Genomic DNA, 20,723 nt, shown 5'->3' on the forward strand with positions numbered 1-20,723 from the left:
TACCTCACCACCAGGTCGCGTACAGCGCCACCAGCACCAGGCACACCGCCGTCGCGCCGATGTTGAAGCCGGCGTTCGTCGCGTAGCGCACGTCGCCGGTCTCGATCGTGTCCGCCCCCGCCTTGGCCGGGGTCACCAGCGACACCACCACCGCCAGCGCCAGCGCGATCAGGAACACCACGCCCATCCGATCCATGAAGGGCAGCGACGACCACTCAGCCTTGAACAGCCACGACAGCAGCACCGAGGCCACCGCCGCGCAGATCGCGCCCGCCTCGTTGGCGCGCTTCCAGAACAGGCCGAGCAGGAAGATCACGGTGATGCCCGGCGTGAAGAAGCCGGTGAACTCCTGGATGAACTGGAACGCCTGTTCGGACGCGCCGACCAGCGGCTTGGCGGTGAGGATCGCGATGATGATCGCCACGATCGCGGCGATCCGGCCGACCAGCACGAGGTGCCGCTCGTGGCCCTGCTTGCCCTCCTGCGCCGCCTGCCCCTTCATCTTGGCATAGACATCGAGCGTGAAGATGGTCGCGATCGAGTTGATCTTGGACGCGGTGGACGCGATGATCGCCGCGATCAGCGCCGCGAAGACGAGGCCGAGCAGACCGGTCGGCAGCAACCGCATCATCGTCGGATACGCCTCGTCCGGTTTCGGCAGGCCCGGCGCGAGCAGCACGGCGGCGATGCCCGGCAGCACGATGATCACCGGCATCAGCAGCTTGAGACCGGCGGCGAAGATGATGCCCTTCTGCGCTTCGGGCAGATCCTTCGCGGCGAGCGCGCGCTGGATGATATACTGGTTGAAGCCCCAGTAGCTGAGGTTCGCGATCCACATGCCGCCGATCAGCACCGAGAGGCCGGGCAGGTCGGTATAATGCGGATCGCCCTTCTTCAGGATCATGTGGAAGTGATCGGGGATGCTGCTCGTCAGCTTGTGCCAGCCCGCCAGGATGTCCTGCCCATCACCGAGCTTGCCGAGCGTCAACCAGGCTATGATCAGGCCGCCCAGCACCAGCAGGGTCACCTGCACGATGTCGGTGAGCGCCACCGCCTTCAGCCCGCCGCGGATCTGGTAGAGCAAGGCGAAGGCGCCCAGGATCACCAGCGCAAGCATCTGGTCGATCCCCGCCACCTTGGTGACGGCGATCGAACCCAGCCAGATGATCGAGGTGAGGTTCACGAACACGTAGAGCGCGAGCCAGAAGATCGCCATCAGCGTGCGGATGTTCTTCCCGTACCGCCGCTCCAGGAACTGCGGCATCGTGTAGATCTCGTTGCGCAGGAAGATCGGCAGGAAGAACTTGCCGACGATCAGCAGGGTCAGCGCCGCCATCCACTCGTAGGAGGCGATGGCGAGGCCGATCGCATAGCCCGATCCCGCCATGCCGACGATCTGCTCGGCCGAGATGTTGGCCGCGATCAGCGAGGCACCGATCGCCCACCAGGGCAGGTTCTTGGACGCGAGGAAATAGTCGGTCGTGTCCTTCGGCCCCGCCCCCTTCTTGTCGCGGCTCACCCACTGGGCGAGGCCGAAGATGAAGATCGCGTAGATCACGATCACGGCGATATCGATCGGGGCAAGCGACACTCGAACCATCCTCCCTGTCACGCGCCGCTCGGGAGGCAGCTGCGAGGCATGTTTGTCTTGCCGCCCTCATTTATATGATTATTAGCCGATGGCAATCCGCGCCGGGCATGGGAGAGCGTTGATGGAGTGCATCTGGCCGCTGGGCGCGACGCTCGGCGAAGGCCCGCTCTGGGATGTCGACACCCAGGCTTTGTGGTTCGTCGACATCAAGCAGGGGCGCATCCACCGCTGCAACGGGGACGGCAGCGACCGCGGGACCTTCGAGGTCGGCGGAATGCCGAGCTTCATCCTGCCTCGCGCGGGCGGCGGTTTCGTGGTGGGCGATCGCAGCACGCTCCACCATTTCGACGGCGAGCGGATCGTCGGCGAGATCGGCCGCGTCGGTGCGCGTGCCGACAACCGCTTCAACGACGCCACCACCGATGCGCGCGGGCGCCTGTGGTTCGGATCGATGGACAATCTGGAAGCCGAGCGCTCGGGCGTGGTGCACGTCCACGTCGATGGCGCGATCCACATGGCCGGCGGCGAGGCGGTGATCACCAACGGCCCGGCCGTTAGCGGTGATGCGCGCTGGCTTTACCATGTCGATACGGTCGAGCGGGCGATCTGGCGGTTCGACGTAGCCGACACCAACCAACTGCGCGACGGCGAGGTCTTCGTTCGTATCGAGGACGGCGCCGGCAATCCGGATGGCGTGACGATCGATGCCGCAGATCATGTCTGGGTCGGCCTGTGGGGCGGCTGGGCGGCGCGGCGCTACGCGCCGGACGGCACGCTGGTGCAGGAAGTGCGCTTGCCGGTCGCCAACATCACCAAGCTGGCCTTCGGCGGGCCGGACCTCAAGACCGCCTTCGCCACCACGGCGCGTGCCGGGCTGGACGATGCGGCCTTGGCGGAGCAGCCGCTGGCGGGTGGCATCTTCCGTTTCGCCGTTGATGTACCGGGCGCTCCCGTCACCCCCGCGAGGCTCGACGCATGACCATCCTCGGTGACTGGGGCACCACCCGCCTCCGCCTCTTCCGCCTCGAGAATGGCGCGATCGTCGACCGGCTCGACGGCCCCGGCATCGGACAGCTCGCCGGCTCGCCCGCCGAGACGCTGGCGGCGACGCTGGCGCCGTGGCGAGAGGCGGCGCGCGACTCCGGCGTCCTGCTGTGCGGCATGGCGGGATCGCGCAACGGGCTGGTCGAAGTGCCCTATGCCCCCTGCCCTGCCGACGTCGCGGCGTGGCGATCGAGCCTCTCCACCGTTGAGGTGGCCGGCATCACGGTGTCGGTCGCGCCGGGCCTGAGCAGCGCCAATTTCTCCAGCCACGCCGACGTGATGCGCGGCGAGGAGACGCAGATCTTCGGGGCCGCCGCGCTCGATCCCACGCTGGCCGAAGGCCGCGCGATGCTCGTCCTGCCCGGCACGCACAGCAAATGGGCCGAGCTGATCGACGGCCGCGTCGAGCGCTTCCACACCTTCCCCACCGGCGAGTTGTTCGCGCTGCTGCGCGATCATTCGACGCTGACCCGTGCCGGGACGGACTCGACGGGGCGCGAAGAGGGTTTCGCCGACGGTCTGGCCCGCGCCGGCACCGGCCTGATCGCCGGCCTGTTCGAGGCGCGCGCCGCTCAGTTGATCGAGGGCAAGAGCCTCGGCTGGGCGCTTGGCCTGCTCTCGGGCCTGCTGATCGGTGGCGAGTTCGCCGAAGCGCTGGCGCTCGCCGGCGACACGCCGGAGCGCATCGCCCTGATCGGCGATCCCGGCCTCTCGGCGCTCTACCGGCAGGCTGCCGGGAAGCACGGCCTGACCGTCACCCATCTCGACGGCGACGCCTGCGCGATCGCCGGCCTCGCTTTGCTGAAGGAGCCCGCATGATTATCGACGATATCCTGGCCGAAGGCGCCCCGCCGGTGGTCGCGATCCTGCGCGGCGTGACGCCGGACACGGTAGTCGGCATCGGTGAGGCGCTCGTCGCGGCCGGCATCCGGCTGATTGAGGTGCCGCTCAACTCGCCCGATCCGATCGAGGGCATCCGTCGGCTGGTGGACGCGATGGGCGACCGCGCGCTCTGCGGCGCCGGCACCGTGCTGGAGCCGGCGATGGTCGATGCGGTGGCGGGCGTCGGTGGCAGGCTACTCGTCACGCCCAACGTCAACCCGGCGGTGATTGCGCGCGGCGTCGAGCTCGGCATGGAGCCCATGCCCGGCTTCGCGACACCGACCGAGGCATTCACGGCGGTCGCGGCGGGGGCGAAGCGGCTCAAGCTGTTCCCGGCGACGGGCTTCGGCACTGGCTACCTCAAGGCGATCCGCGAGGTGCTGCCGGTAGGTATAAAGGCCTGGGCGGTGGGCGGCACCGGCGCCGCCAATATCGGAGAATGGCTGGCGGCCGGCTGCGAAGGCATCGGCGTCGGCGGTGCACTCTACAAGGCCGGCGATGATGCCGGGACCGTCGGCGCACGGGCGAAGGCATTGGTCGAAGCGTGGCGGACCATCTAATTATCATATAATTCTGGACATCCTCCCCTCCCCGACCCACAAGCGGGTCATCAGGAGAGGAGATACAAGCGACATGATCGCGAAAACGGGCACCATGATCGCCCTCGCCGCCGCGCTGGCGACCCCGGCCCTGGCCGGAACCATCGAGCGCAAGCCCTTCGGTCAGATGCCGGACGGCACCGCCGTCGAGGCGATCACGCTTGCCAATGCCAAAGGGATGAGGGCCACGATCCTCACGCTCGGCGCCAGCGTGCAGTCGGTCGTCGCCCCCGATCGCACCGGCAAGCCTGGCGATGTCGTGCTCGGCTATGACGATCTCGCCGGCTACGTCGCCAAGCCCAATTATTTCGGCGCCACGGTGGGCCGCGTCGCCAACCGTATCGCCAAGGGGCGCTTCACGCTCGACGGCAAGGAGTACCAGACCCCCGTCAACGACGGCCCCAACGCACTGCACGGCGGCACCAAGGGCTTCGACAAGGTGGTGTGGCAGGTCGTCTCCGCGAAGGGCGGCGCCAAGCCCAGCGTGACGCTCCGCTATGTCAGCCCGGACGGTGACCAGGGCTATCCCGGCACGCTGACCGCCACGGCCACCTACAGCCTCGACGATGCGGGCAACCTCGCGGTCGACTACGGCGCGACCACCGACGGGCCGACCGTCGTCAACATCTCCAACCATACCTACTGGAACCTCGACGGCGAGGGTTCGGTCGCGGGTGCGATGGGGCTGAAGATGACGATCCCCGCCGCCGCCTATACCCCCACCGACGCCACCGCGATCCCGACCGGCGAGATGCGCCCCGTCGCCGGCACGCCGTTCGATTTCCGCACGCCCACCGCGATCGGCCTGCGCGTGCGCGACGGCAAGGACGAGCAACTCCGTTTCGGCCGCGGCTACGACCACAATTGGGTGATCACCAAGGCGAAGCCCAAGGGCATGCAACTGATGGCCCGCGTCGCGGACCCGATCACCGGCCGCGTGATGGAGGTGCTGTCGGATCAGCCCGGCCTGCAATTCTATTCGGGCAACTTCCTCGACGGCACGATCACCGGCAAGTCCGGCCACATCTACCGCGAGGGCGACGCGATCGTGCTGGAGCCGCAGATGTTCCCCGATACGCCCAACCGCCCGGAATTCGGCTCCGTCCGCCTCGATCCGGGCCAGACCTACGCGAACCACATCGTCTTCCGCTTCTCGGCGCGCTGACCAGACCTATCAGGGAGTGAGCACCATGAAATCGGCGATCCTCGCCCTCCTCGCCGGCACTGCACTGCTGGCGAACCCGGCGCACGCGCGCGACCGCTGGACGCCCGATCAGGCCAAGGCCTGGTACGGTGAGCAGAAATGGCTGGTCGGTTCCAACTACCTGCCCGCCGATGCGATCAACCAGCTGGAGATGTGGCAGGCCGACAGTTTCGATCCCGCGCGGATCGACCTGGAGCTCGGCTGGGCGCAGAAGATGGGCATGAACACGATGCGCGTGTTCCTCCACGATCAGCTCTGGCAGCAGGATCCCAAGGGCTTCGCCAGGCCCATCGATACCTTCCTGACGATCGCCCACAAGCACGGCATCAAACCGCTGTTCGTGTTGTTCGATAGCTGCTGGGACCCAAAACCGAAGCTCGGCCTCCAGCATCCGCCGATTCCCGGCGTGCACAATTCGGGCTGGGTCCAGTCGCCCGGCACCGCCGCGTTGCAGGACCCGAAGCAATATCCCCGTCTCGAAGCCTATGTGAAGGGTGTTGTCGGCGCGTTCGCCAAGGACGACCGCATCCTCGGCTGGGACGTGTGGAACGAGCCGGACAACGGCGCGGACCAGTATAAGGGCCAGCCCGTCGACAAGGCCGCGCTCGTCACCGCCCTCCTCCCCCACGTCTTCGAATGGGCACGCAGCGCCAACCCGACACAGCCGCTCACCAGCGGCGTGTGGCAGCATATGGAATGGGCGCCGGGCGACAGGCACAGCGCGATGGAGGACGTTCAGCTCGGCCAGTCCGACGTCATCACCTTCCACGATTACGGCTGGCCCGAGCAGATGGAGAAGCGCATCTCCATGCTGGAAGGCTATGGCCGCCCGATCATCTGCACCGAATATATGGCGCGCGGCGCGGGACCGACCTTCGACGGATCGCTGCCGGTCGGCAAGGCGCACCATGTCGGCATGATCAACTGGGGCTTCGTGCAGGGCAAGGAGCAGACCAACCTGCCCTGGGACAGCTGGCAATTCCCCTATGTGGTGCGCGAGCCGACCGTCTGGTTCCACGACGTCCTGCACACCGACGGTACGCCGTACCGGCAGGCGGAAGTAGACCTGATCAGACGGATGACGAGCGAAGAATAATCCGGCGTTCCTCCTCGTCATTGAGAGGAGCGAAGCGACGAAGCAATCCGCGGGCGCAGCGCGTGGGGCGCCGGATTGCTTCGCCGCGCCCGCAATGACGATGGGAAGACCGCTTACCCCTCGACCGCGCCCTTCCGTTCGGCCTCGGCGATCAGCAGCATCACCTCGCTTATGATCAACGTCATCGCACTGCGCGCGGCGGCGCCGTCACGCGCCTCGATCGCGTCCTTCACCGCCTCGTGCGCCGGCAGACTTGCCGTCCGGCCCTTGAAGCGGTTGGTGAAGCGGATCGAGGTGCGTAGCGCCGTCTCCACGACATCCCGGAACTGCGCGTAGAAAGGGTTGCCGGATGCCTCCAGTACCGCGACGTGGAAGGCGATGTCGGCGTCCAGCGCATCGTCCTTGCCAGTCTCGGCCGCTACCATGCGGCGATAGCCGGCATCGATCAGGGTGAGCCGTTCCGGCGTCGCGGCACGCGCGGCGAGCTCGGCGGCGGCGGGCTCAATGGAAACGCGCAGCTCGCTGAATTGGCGCAGCAGGCCGATCGAGAATTTCCGCTCGAGCAGCCAGCGCAGCACGTCCGAATCGAACAGGTTCCACGATCCCTCAGGCTGGACGATCGTACCCTGTCGCGGGCGGGCGGAAAGCAGCCCCTTGGCGGTGAGCATCTTCACCGCCTCGCGCGTGACCGAGCGGCTGACCGCGTAATGCTTCGCAAGGTCCGCCTCGGTCGGGAAAACCTTGCCGCTAAACTCCCCCGTCACGATCGCGCGGCCCAGCGCGTCGAGCATGCCGTGGGTGAGGTTGCGCCCGAGCGAGGACCGTATGTCGGTGGCTGCATCGTCCATGGTTGCTGCGTCGTCGCCTATCTTGCAACGGAGCGCAACTCCCGTCTCGTCAGGGCGCAGCATTCTTCTGGGTGTTGGAAGAATGCTGCAGATTGAGCCGGCGCGGCTTCTCGTCCTCGTCGCACGAGAAGCAAAAAAATCCGAAAACCAAAGGTTCCCTGGATTAATCTGGCGCGCGCCACAAGGATTGAACTTGTAACCACTGCGGTGTCGACACAAACAAGATGAGATGGAGCCGCGAAAAATACCAATCTATGGCACCATATCTGCCTAAAATTCTGATTGTTGCTGCGATCAAATCAACATCCCATCGACATATCGGCAGGATTTTTCAGCCGAACAAGCCACTCCGTCCGAGTTCTAAAGACATCATAAGCGATCGCTGAGAACGGTCCCACACCCGAGGAACCTGCGACGGTACATTCCGGCCTTCGATCGCGGCGGCTCGACGACCGTCCAATGGTCATGTCGCATCGCCCACGATTGCCGGCACGACCGAGCGTTCTGAACGCGTCAGAGGACTTCTTCGGGCCAGTAAAGCCGCATGGGATTGTCGATGAGCAGTTTGCACTGGAGATCGGGGGTGGGCGCGATCCGCGGGATGACGTCGACCAGCCCACCATCGTCGGGAATGCGTTGCTCCATGTTCGGATGGGGCCAGTCCGTGCCCCACAGCACGCGGTCCTGATAGTCCTCGACAAGCGGGCGCACCGCCGCGACGAAATCGTCATAGGGCTCGCCCTGGGGCGAGAGCCTGTCCGGGCAGGTGGTCTTCACCCAGATGTCCGGCCGGCTGTCGAGAAGCGCGCGGAAGGCGGTCATGTCGGCGCCGACGGGCCCCTGCGCGACATCCGGGCGGCCCATATGATCGATGACGACCGGCACGGGCAACGCAGCGAGGAAGGGCCGCATCTCCTCCAGGATGTCCGCCTCGAAATAGACGACAACGTGCCATCCCAATCGCCCGATGCGATGCGACACCTCCAGGAACTTGTCCTTCGGCGCGTTGTCGACCAACCGCTTGAGGAAGTTGAAGCGGATGCCGCGGATGCCGCCTTCGTGCAGCGCATCGAGATCGACATCGGCGATGTCGGGATCGACCACCGCGACGCCGCGCGCCTTGCCGTTCGATTTTGCAATGCCGTTCAGTGTCGCAGCATTGTCGGTGCCGTGGCAGCTCGCCTGCACGATGATGTTGCGCGAGAAGCCAAGTTGGTCTCGGAGCGCGAACAGCATCTCGGGGCCGGCATCCTGCGGCAGATATTTGGCCTTCGGGCTGAACGGGAACTCCGCCATCGGCCCGAAAACGTGGCAATGCGCGTCGATCGCACCCCGTGGCGGCACGAAAGCGGGCTTGGAGGGGGTGAGCATCCAGCTTCGGATGCGGCCTTTCTCGTCGGTGCTCATCCGAATACCATCCCGTCCATCAGTTTGCGCGCGGTACGCAGCATGCCCGCCTCGACCGGCTGGCCCTCCCCATCCACCGTCACCACGCATTCGGTGACCCCAGTCGGGTGCTCGACGCCGAGCGTCTTGGTGGCGCCCTCCGGTACCACCGCGACCGCGTGCGCGGGCGATCCTTCGATCAGGCAAGCGGTGGCGACGCTGACCGCACCCAGCACCCCGATCGATGCGTGGACGCGATGCGGGATCAGCGAGCGCACCGCGACCGCACCACCATCCTTCGGCGGCGCGACCAGCATCATCTTGGGCACCGATTTCTTGGTGACATCGCCGAGATTCATCATCGGCCCAGCCTTCAGCCTGATCGCTTCGATCCTCGCCTTCACCTCGGAATTGGCGTCGAGCACGTCGCGATCCTCATAGCCCGTCACGCCGACGTCGGCAGCGGCGAACACCACGCAGGGCATGCCGTTGTCGATCAACGTCACCTTCACCCCGTCGATCTCGTCAACGCCGTTACAAGTGGGCAGAAGGGCGCCGCACGACGAGCCCGCAGTGTCGCGGAAGGCCAGCGGGATCGGCGCGGAAGTGCCGGGCACGCCACTGATCGACGCATCGCCCTCATAGGTGACGATCCTGCCCGGCGTCTGGACGGTGGCGACCGCGACCTGCCCGGTATTTTCCATGAAGATGGCGACGCGGGTCTCGCCATCCTGCGTCTCCACCAACCCGCGTTCGATCGCGAAAGGGCCGATGCCGGCGAGAATATTGCCGCAATTCTGCGCGTCGGTGACGATCGCTTGATCTACAAAGACCTGTAGGAACAGGTAATCGATATCGACCCCTTCCCGCTCCGACTTCGCCACCACACCGACCTTGGAGGTGAGCGGATCGGCGCCGCCCATACCGTCGATCTGGCGCGGATCGGGGGAGCCCATCACGTGCAGCAGGAAGCTGTCGCGCTCGCGCGCGTCGGCGGGCAGGTCACTCTTCAGAAAATAGCCGCCCTTGGACGTGCCGCCACGCATCCACATGCAAGGTACGCCCTCAGACATATTTCAGGCCCATCTGCTCCAGCTTTCCGCGCATGTCATAGATATCGAGGCCGAGTTCACCGGCGGCGAGGCGCTTGCGCTTCCCCTCCTCCGCCGCCTCGCGCTCTTGCGCCTTCTCGAGGACGGCGGCGGCATCGGCGCGCTTCACCACGCAGACGCCGTCGTCGTCGGCGACGATCACATCGCCGGGCTCGATCGCGGCGCCGGCGCACACCACCGGCACATTGACCGACCCGAGCGTCGCCTTGACCGTCCCTTGGGCGAACACCGCCTTCGACCAGACCGGGAACCCCATCTGCGTCAGATCGCGCACATCGCGCACCCCCGCATCGATGATGAGGCCCCGGCAGCCCCGCGCCATCGCCGAGGTCGCGAGGAGATCACCGAAATAGCCGTCCACGCAGGGCGAGGTCGGCGCGAGGACGAGGATGTCGCCGTCCTTCAATTGTTCGATCGCGACGTGGACCATCCAGTTGTCGCCCGGCGGCGCCGAGATGGTGACGGCCGATCCGGCGATGCGCGCGCCGGGATAGATCGGGCGCATGTGATGCGCGAGCAGCCCGATCCGCGCCTGCGCCTCGTGCACGGTGGCGACCCCGGCATGAGCGAGGCCGTCGATCACGGCGGTGTCCGCGCGCTCGATGGTCTGGACGACGACGGGCATCAGCAATCTCCTCAGGCGAGCTCTTCGTGCGCGAGCAGCTCGGTATCGATCTGCGCCTGCATCGGCGCGGCATAGCGCGCGCCGGTGAGGGCGTTGGGCGGGAACAGGGCGCCGGCGGCGGCTATCACCGACGAATCGAAGGCGATCGTCGTGGCGGCGATATCCTCGTCGAGATGGGCGATGCTGCGCGTGCCGGGGATCGGCACGATGTCGTCGCCCTGCGCCAGCAGCCAGCCGATCGCGAGCTGCGCCGGTGTACGATCCGCCTCGCGCGCCAGCCGGTTGAAGGCGGCGATGCGATCGAGATTCTCCGCCAGCTTCTCGCCGACGAAGCGCGGCATGGCGGCGCGGATATCGCCCTGCTCGTAGCGGTCGTGGGTCACGCCTTCGGACAGCAGCCCCCGCGCCACCGGGGAAAAAGGCACGAAGCCGATCCCCAGTCGCCGGCAGGTCTCCAGCACCGCCACCTCGGGATTGCGGACGACCAGCGAATATTCGCTCTGCACCGCCGAGACGGTGTGAACGGCATGCGCCCGCTCGATCGTCGTCGCCGACATTTCGGAGAGGCCGATCGCGCGGATCTTCCCCTCCGCGACCAGATCGGCCATCGCGCCCATCGACTCCTCGATCGGCACGTTCCGGTCGAGCCGGTGCATGTAATAGAGGTCGATCACGTCGGTGCGCAGGCGGGTCAGCGCCGCCTCGCACGTCGCCTTGATCCGCTCGGGTCGGCCGTCCAGCGTGCGCTTGCCGTCGACGACGTCGAGCACGCACTTGCTCGCCAGCGTGAACTCGCCACGCCGGTGCATCACCGCGCTGCCGAGCAGCCGCTCGTTATGCCCGTCGCCGTAGAGCGCCGCCGTGTCGAGAAACGTCACCCCCGCATCGAGCGCGTGGTTGAGCAGCCGTCCCCCATCCTCGTCGCTCGGGATCGGCGGATAGGCCTGGCTCAGGTTCATGCAGCCGAGACCGATCGCGGAGACTTTTAACGGTCCGAGTGTGCGGGTGGGCAGCGCCATGGAATCAGCCTTTCAATTGCTCTTCCAGCGCCCCTAGCACGCGGTAGCAGGGCATCACCTGCGCCACCGACGAATTGGGTTCGCGCTCCTCGCGGATCGCGGCGATGAACTCGCGATCCTGCAGCTCGATGCCGTTCATCGAGACATCGACATGGGAGACGTCGACCGGCTCTTCCTTGCCCGTCACCAGATCGTCGTAGCGCGCGATCCAGGTGCCGTTGTCGCAGATGTAGCGGAAGAAGGTGCCGAGCGGCCCGTCATTGTTGAAGCTGAGCGAGAGCGTGCAGATCGCGCCGCTTTCCGCCTTGAGCTGGATCGACATGTCCATCGCGATGCCGAGCTCGGGATGGATCGGCCCCTCGATCGCATTGGCCTTGACGATCGGCCCCGCCTGATAGGCGAAGAGATCGATCGTGTGCGCGGCGTGATGCCAGAGCAGATGGTCGGTCCAGCTGCGCGGCTCGCCCTTGGCGTTGATGTTCTTCCGCCGGAAGAAATAGGTCTGCACATCCATCTGCTGGATGGCGATCTCGCCAGCGACGATCTTGTCGTGGACGTACTGGTGGCTGGGATTGAAGCGGCGGGTGTGGCCGACCATGCAGACGAGGCCGGTCTCCTGCTGCTTCGCCAGCACGGCCTCGGCATCGGCGAGGCTGTCGGCGAGCGGGATCTCGACCTGCACGTGCTTGCCGGCGTTCATGCAGGCGATCGCCTGCTCGGCATGAAGCTGGGTCGGCGTACAGAGGATCACCGCGTCGACCTCGGACATCGCCAGCGCATCGGCGAGATCAGTCGAGACATGAGCGATGCCGTATTTCTCGGCGACCTTCTGGGTGGCATCCAGCGTCCGCCCGATCAGGCTCACCACCTCGACCCCGTCGATCTTCTGCAGGCCGTCGAGATGCTTTTCGCCGAAGGCGCCGGCGCCGGCGAGGGCTATTTTCATGCGTCAAACTCCATCATCGCCGCCAAAATACTTCCGTCATGCCGGACTTGATCCGGCATCCCGCTTCTTCCTTCCCGGCGGATCAGAAGAAGAAGCGGGACCCCGGCTCAAGGCCGGGGTGACGATGGGAGGTTCGCTAACTCACCGGTTCGAGCACGATATGCCCGACCGCGGTGTTGCTGGCAGGGACGTGGTAGTGGCGATGGAGCTGCCGGGTCTCGCGGCCGAGCGCGCCGCGCATGATCAGCCACATCACCAGCTCGATCCCCTCCGATCCGGTCTCGCGCAGATATTCGATGTGGGGGATGTGGCGCAGTTCGTCGGTGGTGCCGACGAGACGATCGAGGAAGCGGTTGTCCCACTCCGCATTGATCAGCCCGGCGCGCGTCCCCTGGAGCTGGTGGCTCATACCGCCCGTGCCCCAGATCTGGACGTTGAGATCCTCCTCGTGGCTCGCCACGGCGCGCGCGATCGCCTCGCCCAGCGCCCAGCAGCGATTGCCGGACGGCGGCGGATAGGTGACGACGTTGACCGCCAGCGGGATCACCTTGCACGGCCATTTCGCGGGCTTGCCGAACATCATCGAGAGCGGGACGGTGAGGCCGTGATCGACGTCCATCTCGTTGATGATGGTCATGTCGAACTCGTCGAGGATGCAGCTCTGCGCGATGTGCCAGGCGAGATCGGGATGGCCCTCGACCACCGGCACCGGTCGCGGCCCCCAGCCCTCGTCGGCGGGCTTGAATTCCTCGCCGCAGCCGATCGCGAAGGTCGGGATGATCTTCATGTCGAAGGCCGAGGCGTGATCGTTGTAGACGAGGATCACGACGTCGGGCTTCTGCGCCGCTTCCCACGCCTTGGTCCATTCGAAGCCAGCGAAGGCGGGGCGCCAATACTCCTCCTGCGTCTTGTCGAAATCGGACGCCACGCCGAGCGCCGGGATGTGGCTGGAGGCGACGCCGGCGGTGATGCGGGCCATCAATATTTGTCCTTGATCGAGCGTTGCCCTTGCGGAGAGCGGCCACCGGCGATCATCATCTCGGCATAATCCTCGAGGCTCATCCCGCTCATCGTGCTGACCGCCTGGAGGAAGCTCTGCCCGTCGCTCGAGAAGATCTTCGAGAGGAAGTAGATGTTGCCGCCGAGATCGAGCAGGCGGTTGTAATCACGGTCCAGCACCGCCTGCTTCTGGTCCTCACTGAGCTTCCATCCCTCGAGATAGGCGCGCTCGTCGGCCTTCCAGCGCTCGCGATTTTCAGGTCTCATCAGGCTCATCGCGAACTGGTTCAGCTGATAGCCCTGCCGTGCGCGCTTCGCGGTGAAGACGCGCGTACCAGGGATATCGTCGAACTCGGCGAGATAGGCGTGGATATCACCCACATCCTTCTTGTCGGCGCCGGTCATAGGCCCCGCGCCTTCAGCTGCGCGTCGAGGCGGGGGAAGACGCGGCGCGCATTGCCCTCGAAGATCGCGTGGCGCTCGGCATCGCTGATATCGAGCGCATCGACATAGCGCTTGGTGTCATCGAAATAATGGCCGGTGGTGGGATCGATGCCCCGCACCGCACCCACCATCTCGGATCCGAACAGGATGTTCTTGCTCTCGATCACGTCGGCCAGCAGATCGATGCCCGGCTGGTGATAGACGCAGGTGTCGAAGAACACGTTGTTCATCAGATGCCCATCGAGCGCCGGTTTCTTGAGCATGTCGGCGAGGCCCCGGTAGCGGCCCCAATGATAGGGCACCGCACCTCCGCCATGCGGGATGATGAAACGGAGCGTCGGAAAATCGGCAAACAGGTCGCCCTCCAGCAATTGCATGAAGGCGAGCGTGTCGGCGGCGATGTAATAGCCGCCGGTCGCGTGCATCGCCGGGTTGCAGCTGCCCGAGACATGGATCATCGCCGGCACGTCGAGTGCGACCATCGCCTCGTAGAAGGGATACCAATAGCGATCCGTCAGCGGCGGCGCGGTGAAGTGGCCGCCCCCCGGATCGGGATTGAGGTTGCAGCCGATGAAGCCCATGCCCACGCACCGCTCGAGTTCGGCGATCGAATTGGCCATGTCGGTATTGGGCGACTGGGGCAGCATGCAGACACCCGCGAAGACCTCCGGGTAAAGCCCCACCACCCGCGCGATCAGGTCGTTGCAGCGGGTCGCCCACTCCTTGGCGACGGCGGCATCGCCGACATGCGGCGCCATCGCCGAGGCGCGGGGGCTGAAGATCGTCATGTCCGCGCCGCGCTGCTTGATCAGGCGCAGTTGATTTGCCTCGATCGTCTCGCGGATCTCATCGTCGGAGATGTCGGGGTAAGGCGGCGCCTCGCGACCTTCCTTGAACGCTTTCTTCTGCCCTTCGCGCCAGGCGTCGTGCCCCTTGGGCAGAACGGTATAGTGGCCGTGGCAATCAATGATCATGCTGCTTCAACCTTGTTTGCCCCGGCCAGTGCCGTCAGTTTCGCCTCGAGCCCGGCCGGCGGCCGGCCGTAACCGAGCCCGCCGATCGCGCGCTGCCGCTCGACCGTACCTCGCGATATCGTCGAGCCGGTACCGAGCGCGTCGAGCGTCTTGACCACCTCCTCCATCTCGGCGGCGCGACGCAGGCCGTGCACCATCATCCGATCGAGATTATAATCGGCCCGCTCCGCCCATGTCGCGGGAGCGGAACTGGCATCGAGCGAGGCCAGCACGTCCGCCAGCACCCCAGCCTTGTCGGCAGCAAGCGCACATTCGGCGGTGAGCGCCTCGATGCCCTTCACGATCACCGAGCGGATCATCTTAATCGAGGATGCACGCCCCACCTCGTCTCCGACGACGCGAACCTTGATGAAGCCGATGGCGCGCAGCGCCCGGGCACCCTCCTCGGCATGGGGACCGGAAACTAGCAGCGGCACGGCAGCCCGTGCCGGATCCACCGGTGCCATCACCGCGACGTCGAGATATCGAGCGCCTGCCGTCTCGATCGCGCGCGCCGCGGCACGCTTCGTATCGGGGGCCACGCTATTCATATCGATGAACAGTCCACCCGGCGCAATCGAACGAGCCGCCCCCTCGGCGGCGGCAAATGCCTGATCGGCGGTGACGAGTGAGAGTATCGCGGCCGCGCCGTCCACCGCTTCAGCTGCACTATCGGCTCCTGCCACGCCGGCCGCGACATAATCGGCTCGCTTGGCAGGAGCCGTCGTGGAATTCAGCGTCTTGATGTCGAATGCACGCAGCGAAGCCGGTCGCTCGGCCCAGCCGCCGACGAACGCGGACGCCGCTTCGCCGAATCCGATCAGCGCTATTGTCTCCATGGTCTGGATCACTAGGCCCGGCAGACCGGCCCGCCCAATCCGAATTAGGCCGCCGCCATAAGTATTTTCAAAGTCTCATCGTGGCGGATGCTTGGACCAGTGCCTCCAGCAAGGCATTTTGCACCGGCGTGGGCCGCCAGTCGGCGCGCATCGCAACACCGATCGTACGCACGCCATCGGGGAGTGGGTCGCCGATCACCGCGAGCGCACCACTTTCGAGCTCTACACTGATCTGCGCGGGCGAAAGCAGGGTCAGCAAGGGGTTGGCACGCAGCAGCCCGCGGGTCGTCATCACTGATCCGCATTCGATCGGCGCGGCCGGCAGCGCACGGCCCGCGAACAGCCGCTCCCAATGCTGGCGCAGCGGCGAGCCGGCCGGGCCGACGATCCAGTCGTAGCCGGCGAAATCTTCGAGCGACGGTCGTACCACCCCGTGCAATGGATGCTCCGGCCCGGCAACGATGACCAGCCGGTCTTCGAAGAGGGGCGTCTGGCGCAGGTCCGGCGGTGCAGGATCCTCGCGCAGGGCTCCGATCATCAGATCAAGTACACCGCCGCGCAGCGGCCCTACCAGCTCGTTCCACGAGCCCTCGACGATCCGGATGCGCGCGCTCGGCCAGCGCGCCAGCATGGCATGAAGCGCAAGGGGCAGCAGTTGGGCGCGGCACAGTGGCATGGCCCCGATGGTCAAGCGCGTCTCGCGCGAACCAGCTGGATCGAATTCGGATATGGCGGCGGCAATTTCGCCGAACGCCAGCCGAGCAGCGCGAGCGAGTCGTTCGCCCTGCACCGTCAGCATGACGCTGCGCCCGCACCGCGCCGCGAGTGGCACGCCGAGCGCTGTTTCCAGCGCACGCACCGCGCGATGCAATGTTCCCTCCGCAAGGCCGAGGGCAGTCGCGGCCGCGGCAAAGCCGCGATTATCCGCAAGCCCCAGCAATGCCCGTAGTTGCGCGCCCGTCGCGGCAAGCTCGGGCCGGGCACGGTTGCCAAGCGCTGCGCGCAGATGTCGGCGTGCGCGCGCCGCGCGCTCGATCAGCCCCTCACCTTCGCGAGTCGCGACCAGCCCGGCGCTCCCGCGCTCGAACAATCGGCCACCCAATTGCGCCTCGAGCTTGTTGAGGCCTTGCGTCAAAGCGGGCTGGCTGAGTCCGATCTCCTGTGCCGCGCCCCCCACCGAGCGATGTCGTTGCAGGACCTGGACGGCCATGAGGTGGCGCAGATTGAGATCGAACGGATCGGGAAAAGGGACGGCCTGCAAGTCCACTTGGGCCTGCTACAGCAACCGGTCGAGCTGTCGCAAGGCGGGCATGATACCGAGACCTGAGCGACCGCCATGTTCCGCCACTGGGCGGTGAGCACCAAGGAGACGCGGATGGATCTCATGCATCTCGCGTTCGAACCGGATCGCGAGCGCTTCGGCCCGACGAAGGTCAGCATCTTCGCCGAGCGCCTCGGGGCCATCTTCACCTGGTCCGACTGCACTCTCTGCGCTCCAAAGGATGGCGGCCGGTCGTCGTCCGAATCCAATCTCCGTTGGTCGCATCCCCTCAGGATAGCGGAGTCTCCGCCGAAAACCTTCAAGCTGGATTGAAAGGCGTGGTGAATGGCGGCGGCCACATGCCAGCATCTTCTTCTCAGATACGCGGCAAGGGCGTCAGACCGCCGACACACCGTCCACGTCGACGAGTTCGTCCTCGACAAGCGTGCCCACAACACGCACCCGCTTCTCAACCTCGTCGATCGGCAGCCGGTGCAGATCGAGACGGTACCGTCCGCCAGCATCCCGACGCAGCGCGAACCCGCCGCCATCGCGCACTAGCGTCCTGGTCTCCTCGATGCTGCTGCCTATCCCCATGATGACGTTTTGCCGCACTTTTACCGCGCTAAAAGGCCCGGATTTCATCCTAAAAGAAATAGGGAAAGCCCGCCATCCCCTGGAGATGACGGGCTTTTATCTGGTGGGCGCGGCAAGGATTGAACTTGCGACCACTGCGATGTCAACGAATATGCCTCATCGATCGCGGCCCGACGGTTACAGGTTTGAATGAGAGAAGATGACCGGAGCGGACGAAAAGTCGATAAGCTCTTGAGCTGTTCGAACGCTGCAGCGGGTCGCGCAAACAACCGTCCCGAGCTGTTGGATGAAGCACCACCATCCCGATGTGTTCTGTGCGGCGCTGCTGAATGTCCAGCCCATGGGGATTTACGCCACCGCCCAGATCGTCTCGGACGCGCGCAAGCATGGTGTCTTGGTCCGCCCAATCTCGATCAACGCCAGCCATAGGGACTGCACGCTCTAGGCGACGAGCCAGAATATGTGGGAACGAATGATGGCAACAACCAGCCAACAGAAATTTATTGATGCAAATCAGTCGTTACCGCGCAGAAATGGTGGAGCCGTGGGCGACTTTGTGAAGGTTTCGCCTTCTGCACCACCAGCAGAGAACCAGCTCATTGGCGGAGAAAGTTCCGACCACGTCTCCCACGGATTTGCGGACCGCTACCGGCTATCGCCGATCAAGGCCATCGGATCGACCAAGTCACAGGTGACCATATCACCCCAAATCTTTAGCTATTTCCTTCTGCGTTTAAGGTAACGCGCACGATTGTAAGCCCATTCCGAAGCCGACATGCCGGCGGGAACGTGAGCCAGGATCATGTCGATGATCATCCGGTCACCCTCGCGCCCGTGTTCCGCCGCCCACTCATTCATCAGCGTGGAGAAAGCGGCTCGCCAGCCGTGAGGAACCATTCGTCCCTTGTAGGCGCCGGCACGCATCCGCTTGTACATCGTGCTGATCGCCGCATCGCTCATTGGCTCCCGCCACGATCTGTCGTTCGGGAAAAGCCAGGGACGAAAACCCGTCATGATCCGGACAGCCCGGAGAACGTCGACCGCCTGCCTTGAGAGCGGAACATCATGGCCAAAGGCCTCGTTCGCCTTGTCCTCGACATTGAGCTTCATCTTAGCGGCAGGTATCCGCCAGATTGCGGACGATGAATCGTCTTCCGGCCGATCCCACGCGATGCCCTCGAACTCATCCCACGTCGCCCTCAGGGAGTACGCCGACCCGAACCGTCGTCAGTGCAAGGAAGCGGGAGGCCAGCTTGGTGATCGTCCGCGCCCGGGCGTGATCGACATCCTGTTGAAGCACGATCAAGGCCGAGAGATCGGTAAGCGCCGGCTGCTTCGCGCCTACGGGCGTTTTTTTTCAGGCTCTTGGCGATACGCGCGGCGGGATTCACCTCCTTGTCGAGCAGGCAATCGCCGATCGCGCGCTCGAAGATGGCAAAGACATAGCCGCGAACCCGCTTGGCCGTTTCGATAGAGCCGCGTTGCTCGATCTTGCGGAGCGCCGCGAGAATCGTCCGGCTGTCGATGTCGACGACCGGCAGTTTTCCGAACGCCAAATAGATGTCTTTTCCAGCCTGAATTTAACGCGCTTGGCGTGCGACGTCGACCAGCCCGGCAGTTCATCTTCGAACCACGCTTCGCCGACGGCCTTGAACGTAGTGGCTGCTGCCGCGATCAGGGCCTGCTTGAGCTTGAGCGCTTCGACGCCGGGGTCCTTGCCGGCGCGGAGCACCTCTCGCGCCTGATCTCGTTGCTCGCGAGCCCCGGCCAGCGAGACCTCGGGATAAAGACCGAAGGTCAACAGCTTCTCTTTCGGCCCATAGCGATATTTGAAGCGCCAAGACCGGTTCCCATGCTTGGTGACAAGCAGGAAGAGGCCCTTCGAATCGTAGAGTTTGTACTCCCGCTCCGCTGGTTTGGCATTTCTGGCGTCGATCGCGGTCAAAGGCATCGATACCCCCAGATAGGGCATAAGAGGCGATGAGAACAAAATGAGCCTCAATATATCAAAAACTCTCGGAAACTCAATGTTTTCGAGGGTCTGCGATCTCTCGCGAGATGGCGCTGTGGTGGGCCCGGCAGGACTCGAACCCGCAACCTAGCCGTTATGAGCGGCCAGCTCTAACCATTGAGCTACAGGCCCCACCCGCGCGCTCGATAGCCCGCGCGTCGTTCATCTGGCAAGCTTCAAGCCGACGTCGCGCGCCGCCCAGGCAGCGGCGATCAGAGCGTCCGCGCCGATCGGCTCCACGCCTTCGCGCGCGAGCAGGCCCAGCACGCCGTCCCACCAGCCGTAGAACGCCCGCAGGTCCCCCGCGTCACGAACATAGGGCGTGTGCCCCGGCTCCACGGACGGCGAATGGAAGGAAATCGTGATCAGCTGCGCACCGTCGTCCAGCAACGTCCGGATCGCGCGCTGCGCGTCGGGAAGAGGCGTGCCTTCCGGGGTGAGCGCGATCCGCTCGAGCGCGCCCGATCGCGCGAGCAGGCCGCGCAGTCGAGCCACTCGCCCGGCGGCCGGATAGAGCCGTCCGCCGAGGCTTCGTGCAAAGCCTGTATAGACGGCCGTCAGCGGCAGCTCCATCAGCAGTCGCTGCGGCCCTGCCCAGCAGGGCGTCGCGTCGCGTCGCGAGAAATCCGGGCCGCCTTCCGCCGAATAATCGAACAGTGCCCGTACCGAGACGTCCAGCCGATAGCCGGCCGCTTCGAGCAGGCGCGCGGTGTTGGGGCCTATGCCGTATCGGCCGGCCCGATAGACCTGAGGCCGCTTGCCGAACGCGGCGGCGATGCGATTGGTCAGCGCTTCCAGCTTCGCCTGTTCCAGCGCGGGCGGCAGGTTGCCGGCAAAGCTGTTGGCTACCGTCAGCACCTCGTCGAAAGGCGGGTTGACCCAGGGATGGAGCTGCGTTCCGATTGCACACTCCCCCGCTTCCACCAGCGGGCGGAGCGTCTCGACCGCGGCCGGCGCCGATGCCACCGGATAATCGACCAGATAGGTGGGGCAGATGCCGAATCCGGCGAGACGGCGATGCGCCTCCGGCAGTGCGGCGATCGCGGTGGTCGCGGTCGCATCGCGGCTGCGCGGCGCGGTCCAGTCGAACTCCTCCTCGGTGTCGACGAACACCAGGAAACGCCGGCCGATCGAAACCGGTGGGCTCAGCCGATCGCCGGGGGCCGGCGGCTGATCGATGCGGCCATCCGCCGTCGCCTCGCGCATG

Annotated in this window: 23 protein-coding genes, 1 tRNA gene and 1 pseudogene; 7 read left to right on the plus strand and 18 right to left on the minus strand. The window is 65.5% G+C overall.

What is annotated here, in order from left to right:
- Positions 1-4 precede the first annotated feature (4 nt).
- Positions 5-1,591: a sodium:solute symporter family transporter gene (locus HZF05_RS18995; RefSeq protein ID WP_160364057.1), complete on the minus strand. Its 1,587-nt coding sequence runs from the start codon at positions 1,589-1,591 to the stop codon at positions 5-7.
- A 121-nt stretch (positions 1,592-1,712) separates the two neighbouring features.
- Here HZF05_RS18995 and HZF05_RS19000 point away from each other — a divergent pair, with 121 nt between their 5' ends.
- The 5 genes from HZF05_RS19000 to HZF05_RS19020 all read left to right on the plus strand — a co-directional run bounded on the left by HZF05_RS19000 (position 1,713) and on the right by HZF05_RS19020 (position 6,416).
- Positions 1,713-2,570, plus strand: a complete 858-nt coding sequence (locus HZF05_RS19000; RefSeq protein WP_160364058.1) for an SMP-30/gluconolactonase/LRE family protein — start codon at positions 1,713-1,715, stop codon at positions 2,568-2,570.
- Positions 2,567-3,454, plus strand: a complete 888-nt coding sequence (locus HZF05_RS19005; RefSeq protein WP_160364059.1) for a 2-dehydro-3-deoxygalactonokinase — start codon at positions 2,567-2,569, stop codon at positions 3,452-3,454. Before HZF05_RS19000 ends, HZF05_RS19005 begins: the two co-directional genes overlap by 4 nt.
- Positions 3,451-4,077 (plus strand): 2-dehydro-3-deoxy-6-phosphogalactonate aldolase, encoded by a 627-nt coding sequence (locus tag HZF05_RS19010; protein ID WP_160364060.1) that lies wholly within the window; start codon positions 3,451-3,453, stop codon positions 4,075-4,077. The genes HZF05_RS19005 and HZF05_RS19010 overlap by 4 nt, the downstream gene beginning before the upstream one ends.
- Positions 4,078-4,150: 73 nt before the next feature.
- Positions 4,151-5,281 carry an aldose epimerase family protein gene (locus tag HZF05_RS19015; protein WP_160364061.1) on the plus strand — a complete coding sequence of 377 codons (1,131 nt, stop codon included), beginning with the start codon at positions 4,151-4,153 and terminating at the stop codon, positions 5,279-5,281.
- A 25-nt stretch (positions 5,282-5,306) separates the two neighbouring features.
- A complete protein-coding gene (locus tag HZF05_RS19020; RefSeq protein WP_160364062.1) occupies positions 5,307-6,416 on the plus strand; it encodes a glycoside hydrolase 5 family protein in 1,110 nt (369 codons plus the stop codon).
- Positions 6,417-6,529: 113 nt separating this feature from the next.
- Here HZF05_RS19020 and HZF05_RS19025 read toward each other — a convergent pair whose 3' ends face one another.
- The 11 genes from HZF05_RS19025 to HZF05_RS19075 all read right to left on the minus strand — a co-directional run bounded on the left by HZF05_RS19025 (position 6,530) and on the right by HZF05_RS19075 (position 16,914).
- Positions 6,530-7,264, minus strand: coding sequence for a FadR/GntR family transcriptional regulator (locus HZF05_RS19025; protein ID WP_160364063.1), 735 nt, complete (start codon positions 7,262-7,264; stop codon positions 6,530-6,532).
- A gap of 513 nt (positions 7,265-7,777) precedes the next feature.
- Positions 7,778-8,671, minus strand: coding sequence for an amidohydrolase family protein (locus HZF05_RS19030; protein WP_160364064.1), 894 nt, complete (start codon positions 8,669-8,671; stop codon positions 7,778-7,780).
- On the minus strand, positions 8,668-9,723 hold the full coding sequence (locus tag HZF05_RS19035) for a 4-oxalomesaconate tautomerase (RefSeq protein WP_160364065.1): 1,056 nt from the start codon (positions 9,721-9,723) through the stop codon (positions 8,668-8,670). The genes HZF05_RS19030 and HZF05_RS19035 overlap by 4 nt, the downstream gene beginning before the upstream one ends.
- On the minus strand, positions 9,716-10,390 hold the full coding sequence (ligK, locus tag HZF05_RS19040; RefSeq protein ID WP_160364526.1) for a 4-carboxy-4-hydroxy-2-oxoadipate aldolase/oxaloacetate decarboxylase: 675 nt from the start codon (positions 10,388-10,390) through the stop codon (positions 9,716-9,718). Before ligK ends, HZF05_RS19035 begins: the two co-directional genes overlap by 8 nt.
- An 8-nt stretch (positions 10,391-10,398) precedes the next feature.
- Positions 10,399-11,406, minus strand: coding sequence for an aldo/keto reductase (locus HZF05_RS19045; RefSeq protein WP_160364066.1), 1,008 nt, complete (start codon positions 11,404-11,406; stop codon positions 10,399-10,401).
- A gap of 4 nt (positions 11,407-11,410) precedes the next feature.
- A complete protein-coding gene (locus HZF05_RS19050) occupies positions 11,411-12,352 on the minus strand; it encodes a Gfo/Idh/MocA family oxidoreductase (RefSeq protein WP_160364067.1) in 942 nt (313 codons plus the stop codon).
- A 136-nt stretch (positions 12,353-12,488) separates the two neighbouring features.
- Positions 12,489-13,331, minus strand: a complete 843-nt coding sequence (locus HZF05_RS19055) for a class III extradiol dioxygenase subunit beta (RefSeq protein ID WP_160364068.1) — start codon at positions 13,329-13,331, stop codon at positions 12,489-12,491.
- The gene (gene ligA, locus HZF05_RS19060; protein ID WP_160364069.1) at positions 13,331-13,756 is read right to left on the minus strand and encodes a protocatechuate 4,5-dioxygenase subunit alpha; all 426 of its coding nucleotides are present in this window, start codon (positions 13,754-13,756) and stop codon (positions 13,331-13,333) included. Before ligA ends, HZF05_RS19055 begins: the two co-directional genes overlap by 1 nt.
- A complete protein-coding gene (locus HZF05_RS19065; protein ID WP_160364070.1) occupies positions 13,753-14,769 on the minus strand; it encodes an amidohydrolase family protein in 1,017 nt (338 codons plus the stop codon). Before HZF05_RS19065 ends, ligA begins: the two co-directional genes overlap by 4 nt.
- Positions 14,766-15,647, minus strand: a complete 882-nt coding sequence (locus HZF05_RS19070) for an NAD(P)-dependent oxidoreductase (protein ID WP_160364071.1) — start codon at positions 15,645-15,647, stop codon at positions 14,766-14,768. The genes HZF05_RS19065 and HZF05_RS19070 overlap by 4 nt, the downstream gene beginning before the upstream one ends.
- A 67-nt stretch (positions 15,648-15,714) precedes the next feature.
- Positions 15,715-16,914, minus strand: coding sequence for a LysR family transcriptional regulator (locus HZF05_RS19075; protein WP_343046925.1), 1,200 nt, complete (start codon positions 16,912-16,914; stop codon positions 15,715-15,717).
- Between the two features lie 108 nt (positions 16,915-17,022).
- Between HZF05_RS19075 and HZF05_RS19080 the strand changes: the two genes are divergently transcribed.
- On the plus strand, positions 17,023-17,241 hold the full coding sequence (locus tag HZF05_RS19080; protein WP_160364072.1) for a hypothetical protein: 219 nt from the start codon (positions 17,023-17,025) through the stop codon (positions 17,239-17,241).
- A 63-nt stretch (positions 17,242-17,304) separates the two neighbouring features.
- Here HZF05_RS19080 and HZF05_RS19085 read toward each other — a convergent pair whose 3' ends face one another.
- On the minus strand, positions 17,305-17,523 hold the full coding sequence (locus HZF05_RS19085; protein ID WP_425505642.1) for a DUF5818 domain-containing protein: 219 nt from the start codon (positions 17,521-17,523) through the stop codon (positions 17,305-17,307).
- A gap of 268 nt (positions 17,524-17,791) precedes the next feature.
- On the opposite strand from HZF05_RS19085, the gene HZF05_RS19095 reads away from it, so the two are divergent.
- On the plus strand, positions 17,792-17,950 hold the full coding sequence (locus tag HZF05_RS19095; protein WP_181638945.1) for a hypothetical protein: 159 nt from the start codon (positions 17,792-17,794) through the stop codon (positions 17,948-17,950).
- 272 nt (positions 17,951-18,222) lie between these two features.
- Here the strand turns inward: HZF05_RS19095 and HZF05_RS22035 are convergent, their stop codons facing one another.
- From HZF05_RS22035 to HZF05_RS19110, 5 genes and pseudogenes are all read right to left on the minus strand, one after another.
- Positions 18,223-18,615, minus strand: coding sequence for a tyrosine-type recombinase/integrase (locus HZF05_RS22035; RefSeq protein ID WP_246332095.1), 393 nt, complete (start codon positions 18,613-18,615; stop codon positions 18,223-18,225).
- A gap of 89 nt (positions 18,616-18,704) precedes the next feature.
- Entirely contained in the window at positions 18,705-19,061 is a 357-nt protein-coding gene (locus tag HZF05_RS22450; protein WP_425505644.1) for a phage integrase central domain-containing protein, read from the minus strand.
- Positions 19,062-19,264: 203 nt separating this feature from the next.
- Positions 19,265-19,477: pseudogene (locus tag HZF05_RS22455) on the minus strand (Arm DNA-binding domain-containing protein); the annotation flags it as partial.
- A gap of 95 nt (positions 19,478-19,572) precedes the next feature.
- A tRNA-Ile gene (locus HZF05_RS19105) sits at positions 19,573-19,648 on the minus strand.
- Positions 19,649-19,678: 30 nt separating this feature from the next.
- A complete protein-coding gene (locus HZF05_RS19110) occupies positions 19,679-20,722 on the minus strand; it encodes a polysaccharide deacetylase family protein (RefSeq protein ID WP_160364074.1) in 1,044 nt (347 codons plus the stop codon).
- Position 20,723: the final 1 nt, after the last annotated feature.

This window comes from Sphingomonas chungangi, from assembly GCF_013778325.1.
GTDB lineage: Bacteria > Pseudomonadota > Alphaproteobacteria > Sphingomonadales > Sphingomonadaceae > Solisphingomonas > Solisphingomonas chungangi.

Bases quoted from the DNA above. Each gene is read 5' to 3' on its own strand.
- HZF05_RS19000 (WP_160364058.1), top strand. From the start codon at position 1,713: ATGGAGTGCATCTGGCCGCTGGGCGCGACGCTCGGCGAAGGCCCGCTC.
- HZF05_RS19005 (WP_160364059.1), top strand. From the start codon at position 2,567: ATGACCATCCTCGGTGACTGGGGCACCACCCGCCTCCGCCTCTTCCGC.
- HZF05_RS19010 (WP_160364060.1), top strand. From the start codon at position 3,451: ATGATTATCGACGATATCCTGGCCGAAGGCGCCCCGCCGGTGGTCGCG.
- HZF05_RS19015 (WP_160364061.1), top strand. From the start codon at position 4,151: ATGATCGCGAAAACGGGCACCATGATCGCCCTCGCCGCCGCGCTGGCG.
- HZF05_RS19020 (WP_160364062.1), top strand. From the start codon at position 5,307: ATGAAATCGGCGATCCTCGCCCTCCTCGCCGGCACTGCACTGCTGGCG.
- HZF05_RS19025 (WP_160364063.1), bottom strand. From the start codon at position 7,264: ATGGACGATGCAGCCACCGACATACGGTCCTCGCTCGGGCGCAACCTC.
- HZF05_RS19030 (WP_160364064.1), bottom strand. From the start codon at position 8,671: ATGAGCACCGACGAGAAAGGCCGCATCCGAAGCTGGATGCTCACCCCC.
- HZF05_RS19035 (WP_160364065.1), bottom strand. From the start codon at position 9,723: ATGTCTGAGGGCGTACCTTGCATGTGGATGCGTGGCGGCACGTCCAAG.
- HZF05_RS19045 (WP_160364066.1), bottom strand. From the start codon at position 11,406: ATGGCGCTGCCCACCCGCACACTCGGACCGTTAAAAGTCTCCGCGATC.
- HZF05_RS19050 (WP_160364067.1), bottom strand. From the start codon at position 12,352: ATGAAAATAGCCCTCGCCGGCGCCGGCGCCTTCGGCGAAAAGCATCTC.
- HZF05_RS19055 (WP_160364068.1), bottom strand. From the start codon at position 13,331: ATGGCCCGCATCACCGCCGGCGTCGCCTCCAGCCACATCCCGGCGCTC.
- ligA (WP_160364069.1), bottom strand. From the start codon at position 13,756: ATGACCGGCGCCGACAAGAAGGATGTGGGTGATATCCACGCCTATCTC.
- HZF05_RS19065 (WP_160364070.1), bottom strand. From the start codon at position 14,769: ATGATCATTGATTGCCACGGCCACTATACCGTTCTGCCCAAGGGGCAC.
- HZF05_RS19070 (WP_160364071.1), bottom strand. From the start codon at position 15,647: ATGGAGACAATAGCGCTGATCGGATTCGGCGAAGCGGCGTCCGCGTTC.
- HZF05_RS19080 (WP_160364072.1), top strand. From the start codon at position 17,023: ATGGATCTCATGCATCTCGCGTTCGAACCGGATCGCGAGCGCTTCGGC.
- HZF05_RS19095 (WP_181638945.1), top strand. From the start codon at position 17,792: ATGAAGCACCACCATCCCGATGTGTTCTGTGCGGCGCTGCTGAATGTC.
- HZF05_RS22035 (WP_246332095.1), bottom strand. From the start codon at position 18,615: ATGAAGCTCAATGTCGAGGACAAGGCGAACGAGGCCTTTGGCCATGAT.
- HZF05_RS19110 (WP_160364074.1), bottom strand. From the start codon at position 20,722: ATGCGCGAGGCGACGGCGGATGGCCGCATCGATCAGCCGCCGGCCCCC.